Origin of the sequence: Streptomyces sp. FXJ1.172, assembly GCF_001636945.3 — a bacterium.
Lineage (GTDB): Bacteria > Actinomycetota > Actinomycetes > Streptomycetales > Streptomycetaceae > Streptomyces.
In genome coordinates this window covers 352,531-369,256 of the sequence record NZ_CP119133.2, presented here as the reverse complement: position 1 = coordinate 369,256, position 16,726 = coordinate 352,531, and the positions used below count along the sequence as shown (strand labels likewise).

General features: G+C 69.1%; 22 protein-coding genes and 1 pseudogene. 14 read left to right on the top strand and 9 right to left on the bottom strand.

The features are described from left to right. Positions 1 to 50: 50 nt before the first annotated feature. Both A6P39_RS01945 and A6P39_RS01940 read right to left on the bottom strand, forming a co-directional pair. Positions 51 to 581: a GNAT family N-acetyltransferase gene (locus A6P39_RS01945; RefSeq protein WP_067045220.1), complete on the bottom strand. Its 531-nt coding sequence runs from the start codon at positions 579 to 581 to the stop codon at positions 51 to 53. A 75-nt stretch (positions 582 to 656) separates the two neighbouring features. Then, positions 657 to 1,166 (bottom strand): CGNR zinc finger domain-containing protein, encoded by a 510-nt coding sequence (locus A6P39_RS01940; protein ID WP_067045223.1) that lies wholly within the window; start codon positions 1,164 to 1,166, stop codon positions 657 to 659. Positions 1,167 to 1,202: 36 nt separating this feature from the next. On the opposite strand from A6P39_RS01940, the gene A6P39_RS01935 reads away from it, so the two are divergent. After that, the gene (locus tag A6P39_RS01935) at positions 1,203 to 1,904 is read left to right on the top strand and encodes a hypothetical protein (protein WP_067045226.1); all 702 of its coding nucleotides are present in this window, start codon (positions 1,203 to 1,205) and stop codon (positions 1,902 to 1,904) included. Between the two features lie 287 nt (positions 1,905 to 2,191). Then, on the top strand, positions 2,192 to 2,473 hold the full coding sequence (locus A6P39_RS01930) for a hypothetical protein (protein WP_067045229.1): 282 nt from the start codon (positions 2,192 to 2,194) through the stop codon (positions 2,471 to 2,473). 307 nt (positions 2,474 to 2,780) lie between these two features. Here the strand turns inward: A6P39_RS01930 and A6P39_RS01925 are convergent, their stop codons facing one another. Genes A6P39_RS01925 through A6P39_RS01915 form a run of 3 tightly spaced genes read right to left on the bottom strand, consistent with a single transcriptional unit; the run spans position 2,781 to position 4,092 of the window. Beyond that, positions 2,781 to 3,302 carry an NUDIX domain-containing protein gene (locus A6P39_RS01925; protein WP_067045232.1) on the bottom strand — a complete coding sequence of 174 codons (522 nt, stop codon included), beginning with the start codon at positions 3,300 to 3,302 and terminating at the stop codon, positions 2,781 to 2,783. Then, on the bottom strand, positions 3,299 to 3,454 hold the full coding sequence (locus A6P39_RS01920; protein WP_234378869.1) for a hypothetical protein: 156 nt from the start codon (positions 3,452 to 3,454) through the stop codon (positions 3,299 to 3,301). The genes A6P39_RS01925 and A6P39_RS01920 overlap by 4 nt, the downstream gene beginning before the upstream one ends. Positions 3,455 to 3,486: 32 nt before the next feature. Continuing rightward, complete coding sequence (locus A6P39_RS01915; RefSeq protein WP_159396028.1) at positions 3,487 to 4,092, bottom strand: hypothetical protein; 606 nt, start codon at positions 4,090 to 4,092, stop codon at positions 3,487 to 3,489. Between the two features lie 108 nt (positions 4,093 to 4,200). Between A6P39_RS01915 and tgmA the strand changes: the two genes are divergently transcribed. From tgmA to A6P39_RS01900, 3 genes are read left to right on the top strand one after another with little or no spacing between them, the layout of a single operon-like run. Beyond that, positions 4,201 to 4,494 carry a putative ATP-grasp-modified RiPP gene (gene tgmA, locus A6P39_RS01910; RefSeq protein WP_067045238.1) on the top strand — a complete coding sequence of 98 codons (294 nt, stop codon included), beginning with the start codon at positions 4,201 to 4,203 and terminating at the stop codon, positions 4,492 to 4,494. Further along, the gene (gene tgmB / locus A6P39_RS01905) at positions 4,491 to 5,447 is read left to right on the top strand and encodes an ATP-grasp ribosomal peptide maturase (RefSeq protein WP_067045241.1); all 957 of its coding nucleotides are present in this window, start codon (positions 4,491 to 4,493) and stop codon (positions 5,445 to 5,447) included. Before tgmA ends, tgmB begins: the two co-directional genes overlap by 4 nt. Next, positions 5,444 to 6,907 (top strand): DUF6087 family protein, encoded by a 1,464-nt coding sequence (locus A6P39_RS01900; RefSeq protein ID WP_275883776.1) that lies wholly within the window; start codon positions 5,444 to 5,446, stop codon positions 6,905 to 6,907. Before tgmB ends, A6P39_RS01900 begins: the two co-directional genes overlap by 4 nt. A gap of 119 nt (positions 6,908 to 7,026) precedes the next feature. Here A6P39_RS01900 and A6P39_RS01895 read toward each other — a convergent pair whose 3' ends face one another. Beyond that, a complete protein-coding gene (locus A6P39_RS01895; protein WP_234378876.1) occupies positions 7,027 to 7,893 on the bottom strand; it encodes a replication-relaxation family protein in 867 nt (288 codons plus the stop codon). A 63-nt stretch (positions 7,894 to 7,956) separates the two neighbouring features. On the opposite strand from A6P39_RS01895, the gene A6P39_RS01890 reads away from it, so the two are divergent. From A6P39_RS01890 to A6P39_RS01875, 3 genes are all read left to right on the top strand, one after another. After that, positions 7,957 to 8,103 carry a hypothetical protein gene (locus A6P39_RS01890; protein ID WP_199840787.1) on the top strand — a complete coding sequence of 49 codons (147 nt, stop codon included), beginning with the start codon at positions 7,957 to 7,959 and terminating at the stop codon, positions 8,101 to 8,103. Positions 8,104 to 8,364: 261 nt separating this feature from the next. After that, entirely contained in the window at positions 8,365 to 8,502 is a 138-nt protein-coding gene (locus A6P39_RS01880) for a hypothetical protein (RefSeq protein WP_275883999.1), read from the top strand. A gap of 726 nt (positions 8,503 to 9,228) precedes the next feature. Continuing rightward, positions 9,229 to 9,915, top strand: coding sequence for a hypothetical protein (locus A6P39_RS01875; protein ID WP_331454078.1), 687 nt, complete (start codon positions 9,229 to 9,231; stop codon positions 9,913 to 9,915). Positions 9,916 to 10,136: 221 nt separating this feature from the next. Here the strand turns inward: A6P39_RS01875 and A6P39_RS01870 are convergent, their stop codons facing one another. Continuing rightward, positions 10,137 to 10,913, bottom strand: coding sequence for an alpha/beta fold hydrolase (locus A6P39_RS01870; protein WP_107304335.1), 777 nt, complete (start codon positions 10,911 to 10,913; stop codon positions 10,137 to 10,139). A gap of 57 nt (positions 10,914 to 10,970) precedes the next feature. On the opposite strand from A6P39_RS01870, the gene A6P39_RS01865 reads away from it, so the two are divergent. Next, positions 10,971 to 11,444 carry a MarR family winged helix-turn-helix transcriptional regulator gene (locus tag A6P39_RS01865; RefSeq protein WP_067045251.1) on the top strand — a complete coding sequence of 158 codons (474 nt, stop codon included), beginning with the start codon at positions 10,971 to 10,973 and terminating at the stop codon, positions 11,442 to 11,444. Between the two features lie 367 nt (positions 11,445 to 11,811). Here A6P39_RS01865 and A6P39_RS01860 read toward each other — a convergent pair whose 3' ends face one another. Further along, on the bottom strand, positions 11,812 to 12,015 hold the full coding sequence (locus A6P39_RS01860; RefSeq protein WP_331454077.1) for a hypothetical protein: 204 nt from the start codon (positions 12,013 to 12,015) through the stop codon (positions 11,812 to 11,814). 668 nt (positions 12,016 to 12,683) lie between these two features. On the opposite strand from A6P39_RS01860, the gene A6P39_RS01855 reads away from it, so the two are divergent. The 3 genes and pseudogenes from A6P39_RS01855 to A6P39_RS01845 form a co-directional block, all read left to right on the top strand. Continuing rightward, positions 12,684 to 12,983 (top strand): hypothetical protein, encoded by a 300-nt coding sequence (locus A6P39_RS01855; RefSeq protein WP_067045254.1) that lies wholly within the window; start codon positions 12,684 to 12,686, stop codon positions 12,981 to 12,983. Beyond that, positions 12,980 to 13,246 (top strand): hypothetical protein, encoded by a 267-nt coding sequence (locus A6P39_RS01850; RefSeq protein ID WP_067045257.1) that lies wholly within the window; start codon positions 12,980 to 12,982, stop codon positions 13,244 to 13,246. The genes A6P39_RS01855 and A6P39_RS01850 overlap by 4 nt, the downstream gene beginning before the upstream one ends. A 1,286-nt stretch (positions 13,247 to 14,532) precedes the next feature. After that, a pseudogene (locus A6P39_RS01845) lies at positions 14,533 to 14,961 on the top strand (transposase); the annotation flags it as partial. 332 nt (positions 14,962 to 15,293) lie between these two features. Here A6P39_RS01845 and A6P39_RS01840 read toward each other — a convergent pair. Further along, positions 15,294 to 15,677 carry a helix-turn-helix transcriptional regulator gene (locus A6P39_RS01840; RefSeq protein ID WP_067045260.1) on the bottom strand — a complete coding sequence of 128 codons (384 nt, stop codon included), beginning with the start codon at positions 15,675 to 15,677 and terminating at the stop codon, positions 15,294 to 15,296. Between the two features lie 282 nt (positions 15,678 to 15,959). Here A6P39_RS01840 and A6P39_RS01835 point away from each other — a divergent pair, with 282 nt between their 5' ends. After that, positions 15,960 to 16,229 (top strand): STAS domain-containing protein, encoded by a 270-nt coding sequence (locus A6P39_RS01835; protein WP_159396029.1) that lies wholly within the window; start codon positions 15,960 to 15,962, stop codon positions 16,227 to 16,229. Further along, positions 16,219 to 16,542, top strand: a complete 324-nt coding sequence (locus tag A6P39_RS01830) for an ANTAR domain-containing protein (protein ID WP_107304337.1) — start codon at positions 16,219 to 16,221, stop codon at positions 16,540 to 16,542. Before A6P39_RS01835 ends, A6P39_RS01830 begins: the two co-directional genes overlap by 11 nt. Positions 16,543 to 16,726 lie beyond the last annotated feature (184 nt).

Below are 16,726 nucleotides of genomic sequence, written 5' to 3'. Positions count from 1 at the left end.
CTTTCCCCTGGGGGCAGAGGTAGGAGTCCGGGCAAGACGAGGTGTACGCCTCACACGTCGGCGGGCAGCGGGTCGTCGCGCAGCACGCTGTAGGCGACGCCGTCGCGCCACCGGCCGTCCCGGAAGGCGATGCCCCGCAGTACGCCCTCGCGGGTGAACCCGGTCTTCTCCAGAGCCCGCTGCTCGGCGATGTTCTCGGCCTCGGTGTCGGCCTCGATCCGCATCACGGGTGTATGGGCGAAGAGGTACCGGACGAGCTGTAGCTGGGCCCGGGTGCCGAAGCCCCGGCCGCGGGCCTCGGGCAGCAGCTGGGCGCCCATGTTCCAGCAGTAGGTGGAGGCCGTGACGACAACCTTCCGCCAGGCGACGAACCCCAGCGGGTCGTCCCCTGCCGTGACGATGAGCTGGCCGCCGTCCTCACCGAGCAGCCGGTTCTCCGTCCAGCGCTGCCGGAACCGCCGCGGGTCGGTGTAGCCGTACCACTGGAACGGCCCCGCCGTCTCCGGCTCGGTGAGGAAGCGTTCCAGCAGGGGGAGGTCGTCCTCGTCGACGGGGCGCAGGTTTACGGATTCGGCAGCCATGAACGAGAGCTTACGGCGTGACTTGTCAGGACCCCGTCAGGAGACCCGAACCTGTCTACGGGTGACCGTGCCGGGTCAGTGTCCAGCCTTGCGGCGGGCGCGGTAGGCGGCGACGGTGGTCCGGCTGGCGCAGGCGTTGGAGCAGAACCGCCGGGTGCGGTTGCGGGAGTCGTCGACGTAGAAGCGCTCGCAGTCGGTGGCGTGGCAGCGGCCGATTGTCACGGCCGGGTCGCCGCAGACGACGTGCGCGAGTGCCGCGGAGCAGCTGCGTCCGAGCCAGTGCACGGGGTTCTCGCCGTTGGGAGCGAAGTGCAGGTGCGGTGAGCCTTCGCCGTTGTGGTCGTCGACCCGGATGAGCGGCGGGTGCTGTTCCAGCAGGGCATTGACGGGGGCGAGCGGCCCGCCCTGGGATGCGGCCTCCACCGCGCGGAGCAGCCTGGGCAGGAACTCGCCGAGCTGCTCGGGGTCGGGTTCGGCGATCCGGTGCTGGCAGAACATCTCCCGGCGCAGCTCGCTCGGGTCGTCGCCGTTGACGATCTCGACCGCAAGCCGGGTCAGATTCCCGATGTAGTCGACGTAACGCACTTGACCACCTACCTCCCAGCCTGAACAGTAGGCACCATGACAACTGATGCCGCCTACATGATGGACGGTGGAACCGCCGCCGCGCGAATGCTGCGCCGTATGGGCCGGTGGGACGAGGCGCTCGCCCTGCTGCCGGCGGACGCGGTGGCGGAGCGGGCCGAGATCCTGGTGGACCGCTACTTCTGGAGGCTGGACGGCGCCGCGGCGGCCGAGGAGGCGGTCAGCGCACTCCAGCCGTCCGCCCCCGTACTCGCCGGATACCTCAGCGCACAGAACCGCTACACCCGGCTGCTGTTCAGCCTGAACCCGCTCCCCGAAGACGTGCAGCGGGCTCGCGAGGACTTCACCACCGCCACGGCCGACTCACGGCTGACCGGCTGGGCCACGTTCTGGCTCGGAGTGGTCGCCGACCACATCGACAAGGATCCTGACGCCGCCAACACGGCCTACCGGCAGGCACTGGGGCACGCCCGGGAACACGGCGACGCGCTGCTGGAGTCCTACGCCGTACGCCACATCGGCGCCCACCTCCTGGAACAGGACCGGGAACAGGGCATCGCCCAGCTGCGCCGGTCCTACCACCTGCGAGCATCCCTCGGCGCCCGCCCGCAAACGGCGGCAGCGGCCCTCACTCTCGCCGGCGAACTGCCCCCCGGAGCCGAAGCCGACCAACTCCGCGAGACAGCCGGCCTGACCGCCCGCGAACTAGACCTGACCTGGCTGCTCCGCGCCCTGTGACGGCAGTGCGTCAAGCAGGTTCCCGCGAAGCCACGTACCAAGCGGACTTCCGAACGCGCGGACCCACTTCCGCCGTCTCGACACGGGTCGACAGAGCTGGGGAACCCAGCAGAGCAGGTCCGTCACACACTTGAGCGCCATGTGGGGCGCCATAACGTGGGAGCAGCAGTGGCGGCTCGGCGGCCCAGGGACTGAGAGGAAAGAGGCGATGGCCCGCAGCAGCCTGTGGCTGCTGTGGGACGCGGTGGCGAACCGCGTCACGCCAGCCATCGTGCGGCGTCTGGTCCATGTGGGCCCCTTCAGAGGAGAAGCTGTTCGCGACTGGCCCGGCCGAGGCCGCTGAGCCGGTCGCGCTGTGCGACAAGACCGACATTCAGCTGATGGGCACCGTCCAGCGCCGCTTCCACCCGGTCTACACCGCATCGGTGCGGCTCCTGGGCCAGATCAGGCAGCCGTACCTGGTCGAGGGCCGCCACACCTTCCACTGCTCCGACCCGTCCGCCGACTGGCGCAGCCGGACATCCCTGGCCGGCGGCGGCGCCGCGGTGGACATGGGCTACCACCATTGACCTGCTCATCTGGTACCTCGGCCTGCCCGACCGCGTCCTGGCCGACACCACCGCCGCACACCCCGACGCCGAGGACACCGCGCTGGTCCACCTCGCCTACGACCGCGGCCTGTACGGCTCCCTGTGGAGCCCCGCGCGCCGCAGCAGCCCCGTAGGCCCGTGTGACGGCCGATCAGACGGCAACGGAGGGACTCGCTGGCTGGGGGAGGGACGCCCAACGTCGCCGTGTGCCCGCACACTCTTTTCTGCGGCCGCCAGGGCTCTGGTTGCCCACCGGGCCGCGCGTGAAGAGCCGTCGGGATCGGGTCTATATGACGGGTTCGCCGTCTCGGAGGTACAGCGGCCGTCCCGTATCGAGTGCCTTCAGGGCGTGTTCGAACCGGCGGCGGATGCGGTCCTGCAGGTAAACGGAGGCTTCGGCGGGCGTGACGAAGGAAGCTTCGGACAGCTCGTCGTCTCGTGGCCGTAGGCGGTCGGCTTGGTCCTGGTCGAGTGTGCCGCCGTCGAAGATGAACGCGATCTGGTCGTCCCAGGGGCCGTGCGGGGCGACCCAGTCCACCACCAGCAGCCCGAGCAGGGTGACATGTACGCCGAGTTCCTCCATCAGTTCACGGCGTGCGGTGTCCTCCGGCGGCTCGTTGGCTTCCGCCATGCCGCCGGGCAGGTCCCACCCCGGTTTGTAGGTGGGGTTCACTAGAAGCACGCGGCCGGATGGGTCCCGCAGCAGCACGTCGGCCGCTACGCGCTTGCGGGCTTGCTTCGCGTTGCCTTCCGCGAGATAGGCGTTCCAGGCGTCGGTGTCGGCGGGGTTGGGTGCTGTCGGCCTCATGCGGTGGTGCCTCCCGGGGACGGCGGGATCAGGTCAGCCAGCAGGAGCATTCTCGCGCGGCGTGCTTCGTCGAATCGCGTCAGGTACTCCCGGACCGGCAGGTATCCCCGGTGCGGTTCCAGCAGCTCGCGCAGTCCGTCGAGTTGCTGCACCACCCGGACCGAACCGAGAGTGGGGTTCGTACTCAGGAGGTCTTGGCCGACGCTTGCTGGGCGGCGCGGTCGTCGTGTCCGGAGTCGTGCGCCATCCAACCGGCCATCTCGGTCAGTGCGGCTGCTGCGGCGAACACCTGCGGGCCGCTGCTGATGTCGACCAGCCGGGGTGCCACGCGGTCCGACAGATGGCGGACGACAGCCCCGTACAACCGGCCGCCGCCGGTCTGCCGGTCAGCGCTGCGGAAGTGGTCCACCGCCACCAGGTCGTCACCGTCCGGCGGCGGCCGGTCCGCCCGCTCATGCTCCGCGTGCGCCGGCGCGGGCTCCCATGACCGTCGAGCCAGTCCCAGAAGGTGCCCAGGGATGTGGAAGGCGTCGGCGATCTGCTCGAACAGCGTCAGCTTCTCGACCCGGCTCTTGCCGTTCATGTAGTCGTACAAGCGCCCCTGTGTGACGTCGGCAGCGGCGGCGATCCGCCGCGTACTGACGCCCCGCGCATTGAGCATCCGGAACACCGCGCCCATGTCCCGCTCGGCGCACGCCCTGAGCAGGCGTTCATCGGCGAGCAGACCGGCGACGATGTCATCGCGCGGGACGGTCCCTCGCCTCCGGGACCACAACGGCCGTCCGCTCAATCTCCTGGGGCGGACGGCCCCACAAGCCCCCTGCCGGGCCGTCTTGCTCATCACACCCCGGCCCGGCAGGGTCCAGCAAGAGCCGTACAACCGACCAAGGGAGGAACGTTGTTCGCTCACTCCGATCGTGTCCCGACTGGCACCCCGCTGCCGTCAGGAGCCAACACCCCAGCCCCCTGGGGCCTGCGCCGCATGACCCCCTACCCGGCACTCGCTCCCGGTTACGCCCGCGTCGAGCTGGACCCGGCCACCCAGACCAGCCGCTTTTTCGACGCCACCGGACAGCCGGTGAGGATGCCGGGGCACGGCACCAGCACCGGCACGAACCCGCCCACGGGCACCAGCCCTGACGGCAACGGCACCACCCAGGACAGCGACACCGGGAACGACAACGACCAGTGACGCATCCGGGTCCGGTCCTGGTCGTCACCAACCTGGACGACCCCACAACCGACCTGGTGATTGACGAGCTGCACGGCCGGGGCATCCCGGTCGTGCGGTTCGACTCCGGGGACTTCCCCGCCACCTTGTCTGTTGCGGCCACCATCACCAGCGACGGCATCCAAGGCACCCTGACCACGCCGTCGCGTACCGCCGACCTCGGGAACGTACGGTCGCTGTACTACCGCCGCCCGTCCGGCTTCGCCTTCCCCCACCTCGATCAGCAGACGGCCCGCTTCGCCGTCGCCCAGGCCCGCTACGGGCTCGGCGGCATCATCGCCTCCCTGCCAGGCTGCCTGTACGTGAACCACCCGCACCGCATCGGCGACGCCGAGTTCAAACCGTCCGGTCTCGCCGCCGCCGCGGCAGCCGGGTTCCAGCTCCCGCCCACCCTGATCACCTCGACCCCCGACGCGGCCCGCTCATTCGTCAAGCGGCACGGGCCGGTGATCTACAAGCCATTAGCCGCCCCGCTCTACCAGGACGACGAGGGCGTCTCCTGCACTGTGAAAGTGGACGAGGTCACCGCCGACGACATCGACGTCGAGGTAGGCGGCACCGCCCACCTGTTCCAGCAGCGCGTGGACAAGGCGGCTGACGCGAGGGTCACGGTGATCGGCGACCACGTGTTTACCGTCCGGATCGACTCGGACCTGTTGGACTGGCGCACCGACTACACCCAGCTCACCTACACCACCGTCACACCCCCGGACGGCCTGACCACAGCCCTGTACCGGTATCTCGCCTCTTTCGGGCTGGTCTTCGGCGCTTTCGACTTCGCCATAGACCGCTGGGGGACATGGTGGTTCCTGGAGTGCAACCCTTCGGGACAGTGGGCGTGGCTGGAGCTCGAGACCGGCTTGCCCATGATCGCGGCCATGGCTGATCTGCTGGAGAGGAAGAACACCACGTGAGTGACGACGACAAAGCCCTACGCCTGGCGCTCGCCGACCGGCTGGCCGCCGGCGGACAGCTCCGCACCGCACCATGGCGAGCAGCCGTCGAAGAGGTACCCCGGCACGAGTTCCTGAGCGGCGGCTTCTTCGAGCCCGTACCCGGCTCCGCCCCGACCGCATGGCGGCCGGTCATGCCCGACGATCCCCGATGGCTGGAGCGCTGTTACGACGACGAATCCCTCGTCACCCAGATCGCCGACACCATCGCCCCCCGCGACATCCGCGGTGAGATCCTGCGCGCCCCCACCTCGTCCCGCACCCTGCCGTCCCTGGTGGTGCGCATGCTGGAAGAGCTGCAAGTGCAGGACGGGCACAGGGTGCTGGAAATCGGATCGGGCTACTCCACCGGACTCCTGTGCCACCGGCTCGGTGACGACCGCGTGACGTCCGTGGAAGTCGACGCCGACGTTGCTGGCACGGCCCGGGTAGCCCTTGGGAACTGCGACTACTGCCCGCAAGTGATCGTGGGTGACGGTCTGGCCGGTTGCCCCGACGGCGCACCGTATGACCGGCTGGTCGCCACCTGCGGCGTGGTCGCTCTCCCCCACGCGTGGGTGGAGCAGACCCGGCCCGGCGGGACCATCCTTGCCACCCTGTCCGGCTGGCTGTACGCCTCCGAACTCGCCCGCCTCACCGTGGGCGAGGACGGCACCGCACGCGGCCGGTTCCTTGGCGGCCAAGTCTCCTTCATGCTCGCCCGCCCCCAACTCCCGCCGCCCCTGGGCACCCTCCCTGACCTGAACGCCGGGCAGGAGCGCCCTGCCACCCTCGCGCCCGACGTGCTGAACGACTGGAACACGCGCTTCGTCGCCCAACTCGCCGCCCCCAGGCCCAGCGCGTCACCCTCACGTGGGATGGCCGGGAGACACATGTACTCCTGGACGTCGAAAAGGCGTCATGGGCCGCGTTCGCGAAGGACGGCGACTCCTGGACAGTCCGTCAGGGCGGACCCGATCGCCTCTGGGACGCCGTTGAAGACAAGGTGGCACGGTGGCGCACCGACGGCGCGCCGCCCCTGGAGGAGTTCGAGGTCATCGTCACACCCGAGGGACAGGCCGCGACGTGGGCTAAGGTCTGATCCTGAGAACGAGGGAGGGCGAGCGATGGGTGAGCCGGGAGACGAGCCGCTGAGCGAATGGGCGGACCGCCGCGCCGCACGCCTGCGGCCGGTCGGTGAACGCCGCGCCGTCACCCTCGGCACCGGCCCGCAGCGCGCCGCCCACCTGGACCGGGATACGCCCCGGATGATCATGGAGTGGGACGGCTACCAGTGGGTGCCGGTGACCACCGTGGATAACTACGCAGCCGCGCAACGGATGCTCCACGGCATCAGCGACGAGGCGGCACAGATCACCGTCACGGCCGGAGACGGACGGCCACCGATGGCCCCCGGACGCGGACGCCACCGTAAGCCCTGACGCGCACCTCGAAAACGGCTACGCCCCCGCCGATTCCATCGACCGGCGGGGGCGTAGTCGTGCGCGGGGCTACTGCTGAGAGGACTTCTGCCGTCGGCTGGCTCGCACCGGCGGTGCTTTTACAGGGCGGTCCACGGGCGAGGCGCGCCTCCGGTCAGCGGCACCCACACGGATTCGGAGGGACCGTGTTGCTCGATGTCTTCCAGCGCGCCGGCCCCCAGCTGCACCTCGCGGGCGAGTGCCGCCACGAGTGGGTGATGGGCGACCATCGCCTGGAGGTCACTGATCCGGTTGTCCAGCGTGGTCCGGGAGGCACCCGTAAGCACGAAGAGAACGCGAGGAAAGACCGGATACCAGCGCAGCCACGCAGGGCCATTGGCAGCCGGCTGCCTGCGGCGGCCGACGGGCTGGGCTTCGTACTGGAACAGGCGGGCGTACTCGATCAACTTCACGGCCAGGCGCTCGCTGCTCATGGTGCTGCGATCGACCTCCACGAAGCCGCGCAGTTTCCTTCGGTGTTCGCCGTCGAGGACCGTGTAGTGCATGACAGCGTCGGCCACGAGCCGCTCTCCCTCACCGATGGGGTGGGACACCTCAGGGGTCCAGTCCCACAGCCCGTGCTCGTGACCGCGCAGACAGGCGTCTGCCGCGAAGGGCAGGTGAGCGCGCACGACAGTGAGCGTGTGCGGAGTCTTCAGCGATGCTGCAGTCCTCGAGGTGATGGGGTAGGGCGGACGCCCCCGCAGAGCAGGAAGATCGCGGGTCAGCCGGACCCCTTCCGGCGTGAGGTACCAGGCGTGAGTACGCGACCGCTCCGCGTCCGCCAGCGGGGTGAGGTCGACGTCCCCGGCTTCCGCCTGGGTCTGGACATGCACCGTCGTGCCGTCTGCTGGCACCTTGCCGGCGGCTGCTGCCTGTTCGATGGCGGACACTTGCTGGACGGAGACGGCTGTGTAGGGGGCGGGGGAGACGGCCAGCAGGTGCACGCCGGGTGCGAGGTAGCGGTCGGTCTCTCCGGCACCGGTGAGATAGGCCGTGAGGACTGGCCGATGGCGGAGGACAGATCGCTGTCGGGGACGCTCACCTGGCACGGCGGCGCCGGCACCGCGGCCCGGCCGGGGCCGGCCACCACGCCGGGTGCACCGCTGACTGTGAACGAGGCGCCGTCGCGGCCGGCGGTCACCGGCACCGTGTAGTAGCGCACCGAGCCGTCGGCGTACTGTGCAGCCACCGTCACCGACCACGCGCCGCTCTCGCTGTGCGCACTGCGCACCGCCGTGACGGACTGCGGCGCCGGCTGCGCATCGGCGGCCGGGGCGGGCAGGTCGACGTCCGGTGCGAGTGACTGCGCAAGCCGGGCCTGCGCAGTGGTCGCGTCGTTGGCGCTGCTGCGCAGCCACGCGCTGACGAACAGCTGCGCATAGCCGGCCGGGTCGGCGGCGGCCGCGGTGTGCACGGTGGTGGGCTTGGCGGGGGTGGCCGCCTGGACCGTGGTCGGGGTGGAGGCGATGGCGACGCACAAGGCGATGGGGCCGGCCGCGATCACGGTCCAGACGGCCACGCGTGAGAGGCGTACGCGGCGCTGCATCGCCTGAAGGGCCACGCCTGCCGCCATCGGAGCACCAGCCTGGCTCTCCGAGGTCTGCATGCCAGGGGACATGGTCAAACTCCCAGGTCAGAACGAAATGTTGCTGACCTTGAGAGAACCCGCCGGCCCCGACCCGACCACCGACCACGAGACCCCGACCACGGCCCCGACCATGCGCCGGCAGCGGGCGGCGTACGTGCTCGGGCGGAGGATCGCCGCGCGACCACACGCGTACGGCCCCGACCCGCACACCGGTCAGAGACGCACGCCACTCGCACCGCGACAGGGACGTGTGGGGTCCGGCAACGGGACGCGCGCACGAGGAGACCTGGAATGTCGAGGCGCACTGCGCAGCCTCCCCGTAATCCGATGCGCACGAGCGGGAACCCCGGGCGGGTTGCGCGGCGACACCGCACAACCCGATGCGCAGGATCCTCGACTCGCAACCACTGGGCGCCGGGCCGAAGGTGCGTGGTCGGCCCGACCATGAGCCCGACCATGGCAGCTAGACGGCTGCCGTTGCTGGATCGTGAGCGATGGTCGGGGATCGTGGCCGCCGGCCTGGTCGGGGCTGGCGGGTGACCTGAAGGCATGGAACACATGTACTGCGGCGCATTCAGGACCGCCGAGCGCCCCACGTCGGCGGGGCCGGTGTGCCGCTGTGTCCACTGCGCGCGGTACGCGCCGGGGCACGGCGGTGAGCTGCTTCGGGGCGGGGATTTGCCGGGGCGTGATGGCGGCTGATCAGGTCACCCAGATTGCCAACGGTCTGTTCCGTGACGGCCGGCTCTCCTACAAGGCGAAGGGCATCTTGGGGTACGTCAGTATGCACAGGAACGGCTGGCAGGTGACCGTCACCGACCTCGTTCGCGTGGGCCCGGACGGGCGGGAAGCAGTACGCACCGGCCTGCGGGAGCTGGAGGCACACGGCTACCTGATCCGTGAACGCCTGCGCCGCCCGGACGGCACCCTCGGCGAGATCGTCTACTGCATCACGGACCGACCGGCCACCTTGGACATCGCACTGATCGATGCCGACTTGGTGGTCACAGTCCCCGCGGCCGAGCACGCCGGGAGACTCCCAGCGGGGATTTGCCGGGACGTGATGGCGGCTGATCAGTTCACCCAGATTGCCAACGGGCTCTTCCGCGACACCCAGTTGTCCTTCAAGGCCAAGGGCCTGTTGGGACTGCTCTCCACGCACCGCGACGGCTGGCGGATGACCGTCACCGACATCGCCCGCCGTGGCAGCGACGGCGACTCAGCCGTCAAGAGCGGGCTGCTCGCCGCGCCGCCGCCTCGTCTGTGGCTCGGGCACCTGCTGGACTTCTCCCATCAGACCTTCCGCGACGACCGTACTCTGCTGGCCATCTGGCCCCGCGGCCAGCGCGGGGGAGAATCCGTGATGCGCGACGTGTGAGTTGCAGTGGTTGGCGACAGTGTTTCAGGGTGGTTTTTCCTTGGTGAGTGGTTGTGTCGTGTCGTTCTTCTGCTGAGGGCTGGTGTCGTTGATGGGGCTGTTTGAATCTGGTTCTGTCCCCCAGGTCATGCGTACGACAGGGGGCAGACAGCCATACCGGGCCCGGGGGTCAGGCGCCCCATTGCGGGGCCACGAGAAAGGTAACGGGGGCGGTGGTGTGGTCACACAGTACGGAGGAAGCCTTCGAGGGTCTCGTTGAAGACGTCCGGGCGTTCCATGTTGGGGTAGTGGGCGGTCCCGTCGATCGAGATGGCGCGTCCGTCGGCGACGGTGCGGGTGAGGCGTTCAGCCATGCCGAGGTGGTCGGGTGAGTCGATGGCGCCATTGACGGCCAGCACGGGCACGTCGATCTTGGCGGCACGATCCCAGGTGTCGCGGATAGGGATGCGCAGGTCGGGTTCGTCGGGGGTGTGCTTGGACAGGGTGCTGCGGGTCATCTCGCGCAGGCGGTCGACGACTTCGGGGTGGAGGTCGTCGAGGGTGCGGTGCGGTCCCGCGGCGAAGAGCGTGAACGCCTCGACCGAGGCGGCCAGGTCGCCGGCGGCCATTGCCGCGTGCCATGCGGTCCAGGTTCGGGTGGTCCAGGGGTCGGTGAAATGCGGCTCGCTGGTCCCGGCACCGCTGACGACCACGGCGCTGACCAGTTCTGGATGCTCCAGTGCGGTGTCGACCGCGATGCTGCCCCCCATGGAGACGCCCACCAGGACCACGGGGCCGGTGCCCAAGTGTCGTAGCAGCGCGGCGAGGTCGTCGGTGTGCCGGAACGGTTCGGTGGCGTTGGGTGACCGGCCGTGGCCGCGGGCATCGGGCGCGATGACGCGGTACCGCGCGGCGAGGGCGGGTATCTGGTCGTCCCACATGCGGTGGTCCAGGAATCCGCCGTGCAGCAGGACGAGGGGTTGGCCGGCGCCGATGTCGAGCCAGAACAGATCATTCATGACAACCAAGGTGTCATTGCCGGGAACGAATGGCAACCCAGGTGTCATCATGGTGGGGTGAATGAGACAGACCGTGGCCTGGCATCCGAAGAACTGGTCGACCGGCTCACCGAGGTGTTCGACCTCGTGGGGCCGCTGTACCGACGCACACAGCGCAAGGTGGAGCAGGACGTGTCCGTCGAGGGGCTGTCGGTGGGGGTACGGGCCGTGCTCAATCTACTGGGCGAGCACGGTCCCATGACCGTCCCTCAGATGGGTCGGGCGCAGGCGTTGAGCCGCCAGTTCGTGCAGCGTATGGTCAACGACGCCACTGCCCACGGTTTGGTCGAGTCCGCCCCCAATCCGGCCCACAAGAGGTCATCCCTCATCCGGCTGACCGAACAGGGCCAGGTCGCCATCACCACCGTGATCGACCGCGAACGTGCAGTGCTGCGCCAGGTCGGCGGTGACCTCACCGACGCCGAGGTCGACGCCTGCCTCCGAGTCCTCTCCCGCCTCCTCGAACTCCTGGGCAACGTCGACGTCGACTGAGGTCGGCGCGATCACTCACAGAGAGTGACACCACAACCGGCCGTACGTGGGAAATTCGATCCTCGGCCGTCCCGAAGGACGACCGCCATTGGCAAGGTCGGTGTCCGGGACAGCGCCGGGCGTGGTGTTGCGATCCTCCTCCCGGCTGCGGCCGGATGGCGTTGGTGGCCGCTTCGTCGTACGCGCGGGTGTGGGTGTCAGCTCAGCCCGAGGGACTGCAGCGCGGTGGTCCAGTCTGTGGCGATCGCGTTTTGTGCCGCGGCGAGAGTGACCTTGCCCGAGCAGACTGCGGTGTGCAGCTTCGTCTCGGGTCCTTCCGGTTGTTGACCGTGCTCCCCGGCGTGTGACCCGGGTCCGGCGGTTCGACCTAGAGGTTGCGGGGATCGTTCGGGTCGCCGCCCAGCTGAAGCGAAAGATCATGATCATATTCGGAATCCTTGAGGCTTCCCTTGTAGCCGTAGGACGCCGCGTTCAGCTTCTTCTCCTGGCCCGTGATCGAAGCTGGCGGCCGGATCCCCTTGGTGTAGCCGCCCTTGGCGCAGATCGTCTGCGCCAGGTTCGCCTGCGTCACCGCCGGCGACGTCGCGCCCGGCGTGCACTTCAGATCCGGAGCGGCTCGCCGTCCTTGGTGTACCTGTAGTGGCAGCTGCCCGCGGGCGGCTGCTGCTGCACCGTGTAGGTCTTCTGCGGACCGGCCCCCACCGGAATCTTCCCCATCGAACCCACAGGTACCGCCGAACCCACCGCACCCGAGGGCCCTGCAGCCGACGCGCCGTTCTTCCCGCCGGCCTTCCCACCGGAATGCAACCCGGAGGACGAACATCCTGACAGCACCAGACAGGACAGCACCACCAGCGGCACAGCGCGACGCAACGAACCCACGACGACCCCTCACCGAGCACAACAGACTGAGCAGATACTGCCCCACCGACGTCGCCGAACCACCGCCAGGGCCCGGCGCGAAGGAGCACATGGGCACAGAAGGCAAGGAGCCTGCCCTATATAGAGCACCGCGCGGGGTGACGCAGTCGCCCTTGCGGGCGACGCCCGCCGCGTAGGGGAGACTGGCACGGTGCCCTGGGGGCGACGCCCAGCCGATGCGCCCGCCCCCAGGGCCTCCCCTGAGGACGCGCCCGCCGCACCTCGACCCCGGGTACAAGGGTGTGCGGATTCCGCCGGGCCGTGCCGCGCCGGGGCGGTAGGCGGTAGCGTCGAGACCAGAGCAAGGAGGAGGTCACCGTGACCGCACAGCCCGACCACCCGGCCGACCAGCCCGGCTTCAGCCCGCCCATGGGCACGCTCGCCGAGCTGCGCGAGGCCCTGTCGACCTGGGGCTTCCCCGGCGACCGGCAGGCTTTCGAGGCGGAGTTGGACGCCCTCGACCTCGACGACCTTACTGCCGTCCGTGAACTCACCCAGGCGTACCGGCACCGGGTCTTGCTCCGCTATGACGCCCAGGGCATGGCGGCGCTCGCTCGGACGACCGCTGACGTCGAGGCCGAGCTGCGGCAGAAGCTCACGGAGGCCGGCGTCCGGTGACGCATGCCTTCTATTCCGACGCGGCGGCGAAGGTCTGCCAGGAGCTGAGTCGGTCCGAGCAGTTGGCCGTCGAGTCCGTCCGCCGAGCGCTCGAAGAAGACCCCGGGCAGGGGCGCCGCCTCCCGGACGCCGATCCGCGCAGCGAGTCGCGCGTCGTCGAGCTGCTGCCTGAGCAGACTGGCGGCCGCGGGATCAGCGTGGTGTACCGGTACTCGCAGGATCTCGACGCCGCCCTGATCTTGTGGCTGATCGCCGGTCCCTGACGTCGCGCTCATGTCGGGCGAGAGCGTCCTTTGCTTGCTGCCGGGGCGGCTCACGTCGTAGCTCGTACATGCGCTCGCGGTGGCGGAACAAGTCCCGCAGCACGTCTCGCCGGTGCTCGGACTCTTGCGGGAGCAGCGCGGGGAGGCTGGCGATCGCCGCACAAAGCACGGAGCACAGGAAGACCACCCACCAGGGGGCTCCGGCGTAGGCGACGCCGCCGGCAGAGGCGCCACCGATCACACCGGTTGCCGGGAGCAGGAACCGCGGAGCGCGCCGTCGAGTCGTCGGAGGCTTCTCTGCCACCCGGGTTGCAGGCATGACACTTCCTTGTCTTGGGTGTGGCGGAGCCACGTGTGGATGAACGAACGGTCGAACCCTGGGCCACGGAGGTGTTAGCTCCGCAAGCCCTGGTCTGTCCGGGGCGCCGCCCGGACAGGGAGGAGAGTGCACCGCGGTTCGTGCCGATGCGAGATCTCGCGAATTTCGGCAGTGGCCCGCTGGCGTGCTCCCAGCTTCTACCGCTCGCGGCGTTCATTCACGTGTTCTGACCTGCGAGTTTGTGAGCCCTGGCCCTTGAATGGGGCGCGCGGTCCCGCTATGGGAATGCGTTTTCGCGAGCGCTTGAATCGGCCTCGCGCTTCTGTTATGAGCAGACCAACCACCGCCATACACCGAGACGGGCAAAGCCGCGCAAGCCGAGGATCGAAGTCCTCCAGCGAGTCGAACGCCCGCGGCCAGACCGGTCCTGCCAACGCAGCGTGGCTCTTCGCCGTGTGGGCCGACAGATGGCACGGCCACAGCTTTCACGCTGAGGCCCCGGCCCTTCGGATCACTTACACCGGTCGTAGAAGTACGCGACGACCAGCAGCCTCACGGGGCACAGACACGGATTCTGGCCTGAAGCGGGAGTTGGACGGCCCTCTTGAGGCGCTCCCTCCGCTTCCTCTTTGCTTTGGACTGACGGTCTTTCCCGGATCGACGGGACGACATGTGAGTCGACCCCCTTCGGCTGGACGGGGAAGCGCCCCGCGTCACTGAGGGCAGTTCGTCACGCCCCCAGCTGGCCTGGGCGTGCTGAGCCCTCCTTGTTGAGCCTTTCTTGAGGAAGAAGGTATGCACCCCTTCCGACCAGCGTCATTACTTCTGAGGCAGATCTGAGCATAACGATCCGATAGCAACCGGACACGCTCCGCAGCTGCTGCTCGCCGCCCCGCCTAGGCCGGCGAGCAGCAGCTGCGCGCCGTCGCGGCCGAGGGCCTCGGCGAGATGTACTTCCGCGACGCCGGCCCAGCCGTGGGTGGCCACGCTGCTGCGGACGGTCTTCGAACAGCCCGACACCGACGCGGTGAAGGCCCAGATGCGGCATGTCCTGGACGCACTGGAGGCGAAGTTCCCCAAAGCCGCCGAGCGCCTGGATGCTGCTCAGCACGACCTGCTGGCCTTCGCCACGTTCCCGCGTGAGATCTGGCGGCAGATCTGGAACAACCCGCAGGAGAGGCTGAACAAGGAGATCCGCCGCCGCACCGACGTCGTGGGCATCTTCCCCGACCGCACCGCCCTGATCCGCCTGGTCGGCGCGGTGCTGGCCGAACAGAACGACGAGTGGACCGAAGCCCGCCGCTACATGGGACTCGACCTGCTGGCCAAGGCCCGCCTCCACCCGATCGAGTCAGAAACCGACGACACCGTCCTGCCCACCGAACTCACCGCATAGCCTCGAAAACAAGATCACCGAGTGGCCGTCAATACACCACCTTGGCGGACGTGACGCTCCCGGTCGCTGGCTCGGGCTCGCCATTGGGCAGGGGGATAAGGAGTTGCCGCTCGAACTGCTCGCGGCGGCTGGCCAGACCCTTGCGCTTGAACCGAGCGGGTCCGGTCGGTCATGAGCGGAGCCAGATGATCGCGGTTGCCGCAGTGACCGTTCCGAGGAAGCGCGGACACCCGCGGCGTCGACGGTGAGGTCGAATTCCACCGGCTCCCCCCGCGGGTAACGCCCCCTCCCCGGGCCCCCGAACCGCTTACCGGCTTCGTCTTGAAGGGCGGTCACCTCTCGCCCTCGTACGTGGGCCCTCCGGTGGCTGAGACCGCGGTCTGCGGCGACTCCAGGTGGCTGCTCCGTTGTGCGTCGTGGCTGGCGAGCATGGACAGCAGGGTGGCCACCGTCACTCCGGCTTCGGCTTCGACCGGGTGCCGCAACGGGACATCGGATGCGATGCGGTAGGTGTTGGAGCGCCCGTGCCGGATGCGCGACAGACAGCCCGCTTCCTCCAGGTCCGCGATGATCTTCTGTACGGCGCGCTCGGTGAGCCGGCAATGCGCGGCGAGGTCGCGGATGCGCGTGTGGGGATCGTCGGCGATCGCCGCCAGCACGCGTGCGTGATTGGTCAAGAAGGTCCAGCCTGTGTGCGACTCCGGCACTCCACCCATGCGCCCCAGGATAGGAGAGAAGGTTCACGAAAACAAAAGGGCGAAAGACTTTTCATGTAACCCTTGACGGGTATGAAGGGCGGTGTCGAAGCTGGACCGGGAGCGCACAAGGTGAGGGGAGCGGCGGTCATGCCTGGACTCGCAGGGACAGGACGGCTCGGGGCGGGTTCAGCTGGCCCCACCCGAGCAGTGTCGGGGCTGACTGGGCACCACCCGCAACTGTCCCTTCAGGCCGAGACGTACTCCGAGGGCGAGCGGCTGCTCACCCGGGTGGCCGGGGAGGTGGACCTTGACGGCAGCGCATGGCTTGGCCCTGTCCTGCAGGACGCCCTTGCCCTGTCACTGACCGGCGTGGACCTTGACCTGGGTGGCGTGCAGTTCTGCGACTGCTCCGGCCTCAACATGTTGCTGCGCCTGCGGCAACATGCACTGCACGACGGCAAGACCGTCACCGTCCGGCAGTCCAGTCCGGCTGTGACGAGACTGCTGACGCTCACCGGCACACTGCCCCTGTTCCTCTCCGACTTCCCCTGCCATCGCCATGACGCATGACGCCGAAGACGCCTTGACCGACGATGCCGGACCGGACGCTCGCACCGAGGTCGTCCAACTGCGCCGGGCCATGGAGACGCGGCCGGTCATCGACCTCGCCCGCGGAGTGCTGATGGCCTCCTTCAACCTGACCCCCGAGGAAGCCTGGACCGTCCTGGTCATGGTCTCCCAGCACACGAACACCAAGCTGCACCGCCTCGCCCAGGACATCGTCGACGCGGTCAAGGGCCCGGCGCTGACCGCGCACATTCAACATCAGCTGACCGCAGCGGTCACTCAACTCGCCATCACACCTGGCACAACTCCCGCATAGGGAGAGTGAGCACCCGGTGGCGGCACCGGCGCAGCCGGCGACCCAGCTCGCCGCGTTCCTACGCACGGCCGGGCGCCTTCACCGAGTCGACACCGGCCGCTCCGGTGCCGTCCAGGATGAACAGGACGCGGGGGAACAGCGGGTAGCGCCGCCGCCACGCCTCCAGGCCTGGCTCCTGGAGGGT

Coding starts and splice junctions, on each gene's coding strand:
- A6P39_RS01890 (WP_199840787.1), top strand. CDS start 7,957: ATGGCGGAGGACAGATCGCTGTCGGGGACGCTCACCTGGCACGGCGGC.
- A6P39_RS01930 (WP_067045229.1), top strand. CDS start 2,192: ATGTGGGCCCCTTCAGAGGAGAAGCTGTTCGCGACTGGCCCGGCCGAG.
- A6P39_RS01925 (WP_067045232.1), bottom strand. CDS start 3,302: ATGAGGCCGACAGCACCCAACCCCGCCGACACCGACGCCTGGAACGCC.
- A6P39_RS01870 (WP_107304335.1), bottom strand. CDS start 10,913: ATGAATGATCTGTTCTGGCTCGACATCGGCGCCGGCCAACCCCTCGTC.
- A6P39_RS01935 (WP_067045226.1), top strand. CDS start 1,203: ATGACAACTGATGCCGCCTACATGATGGACGGTGGAACCGCCGCCGCG.
- A6P39_RS01840 (WP_067045260.1), bottom strand. CDS start 15,677: ATGGGTGGAGTGCCGGAGTCGCACACAGGCTGGACCTTCTTGACCAAT.
- A6P39_RS01830 (WP_107304337.1), top strand. CDS start 16,219: ATGACGCATGACGCCGAAGACGCCTTGACCGACGATGCCGGACCGGAC.
- A6P39_RS01945 (WP_067045220.1), bottom strand. CDS start 581: ATGGCTGCCGAATCCGTAAACCTGCGCCCCGTCGACGAGGACGACCTC.
- A6P39_RS01875 (WP_331454078.1), top strand. CDS start 9,229: ATGGCGGCTGATCAGGTCACCCAGATTGCCAACGGTCTGTTCCGTGAC.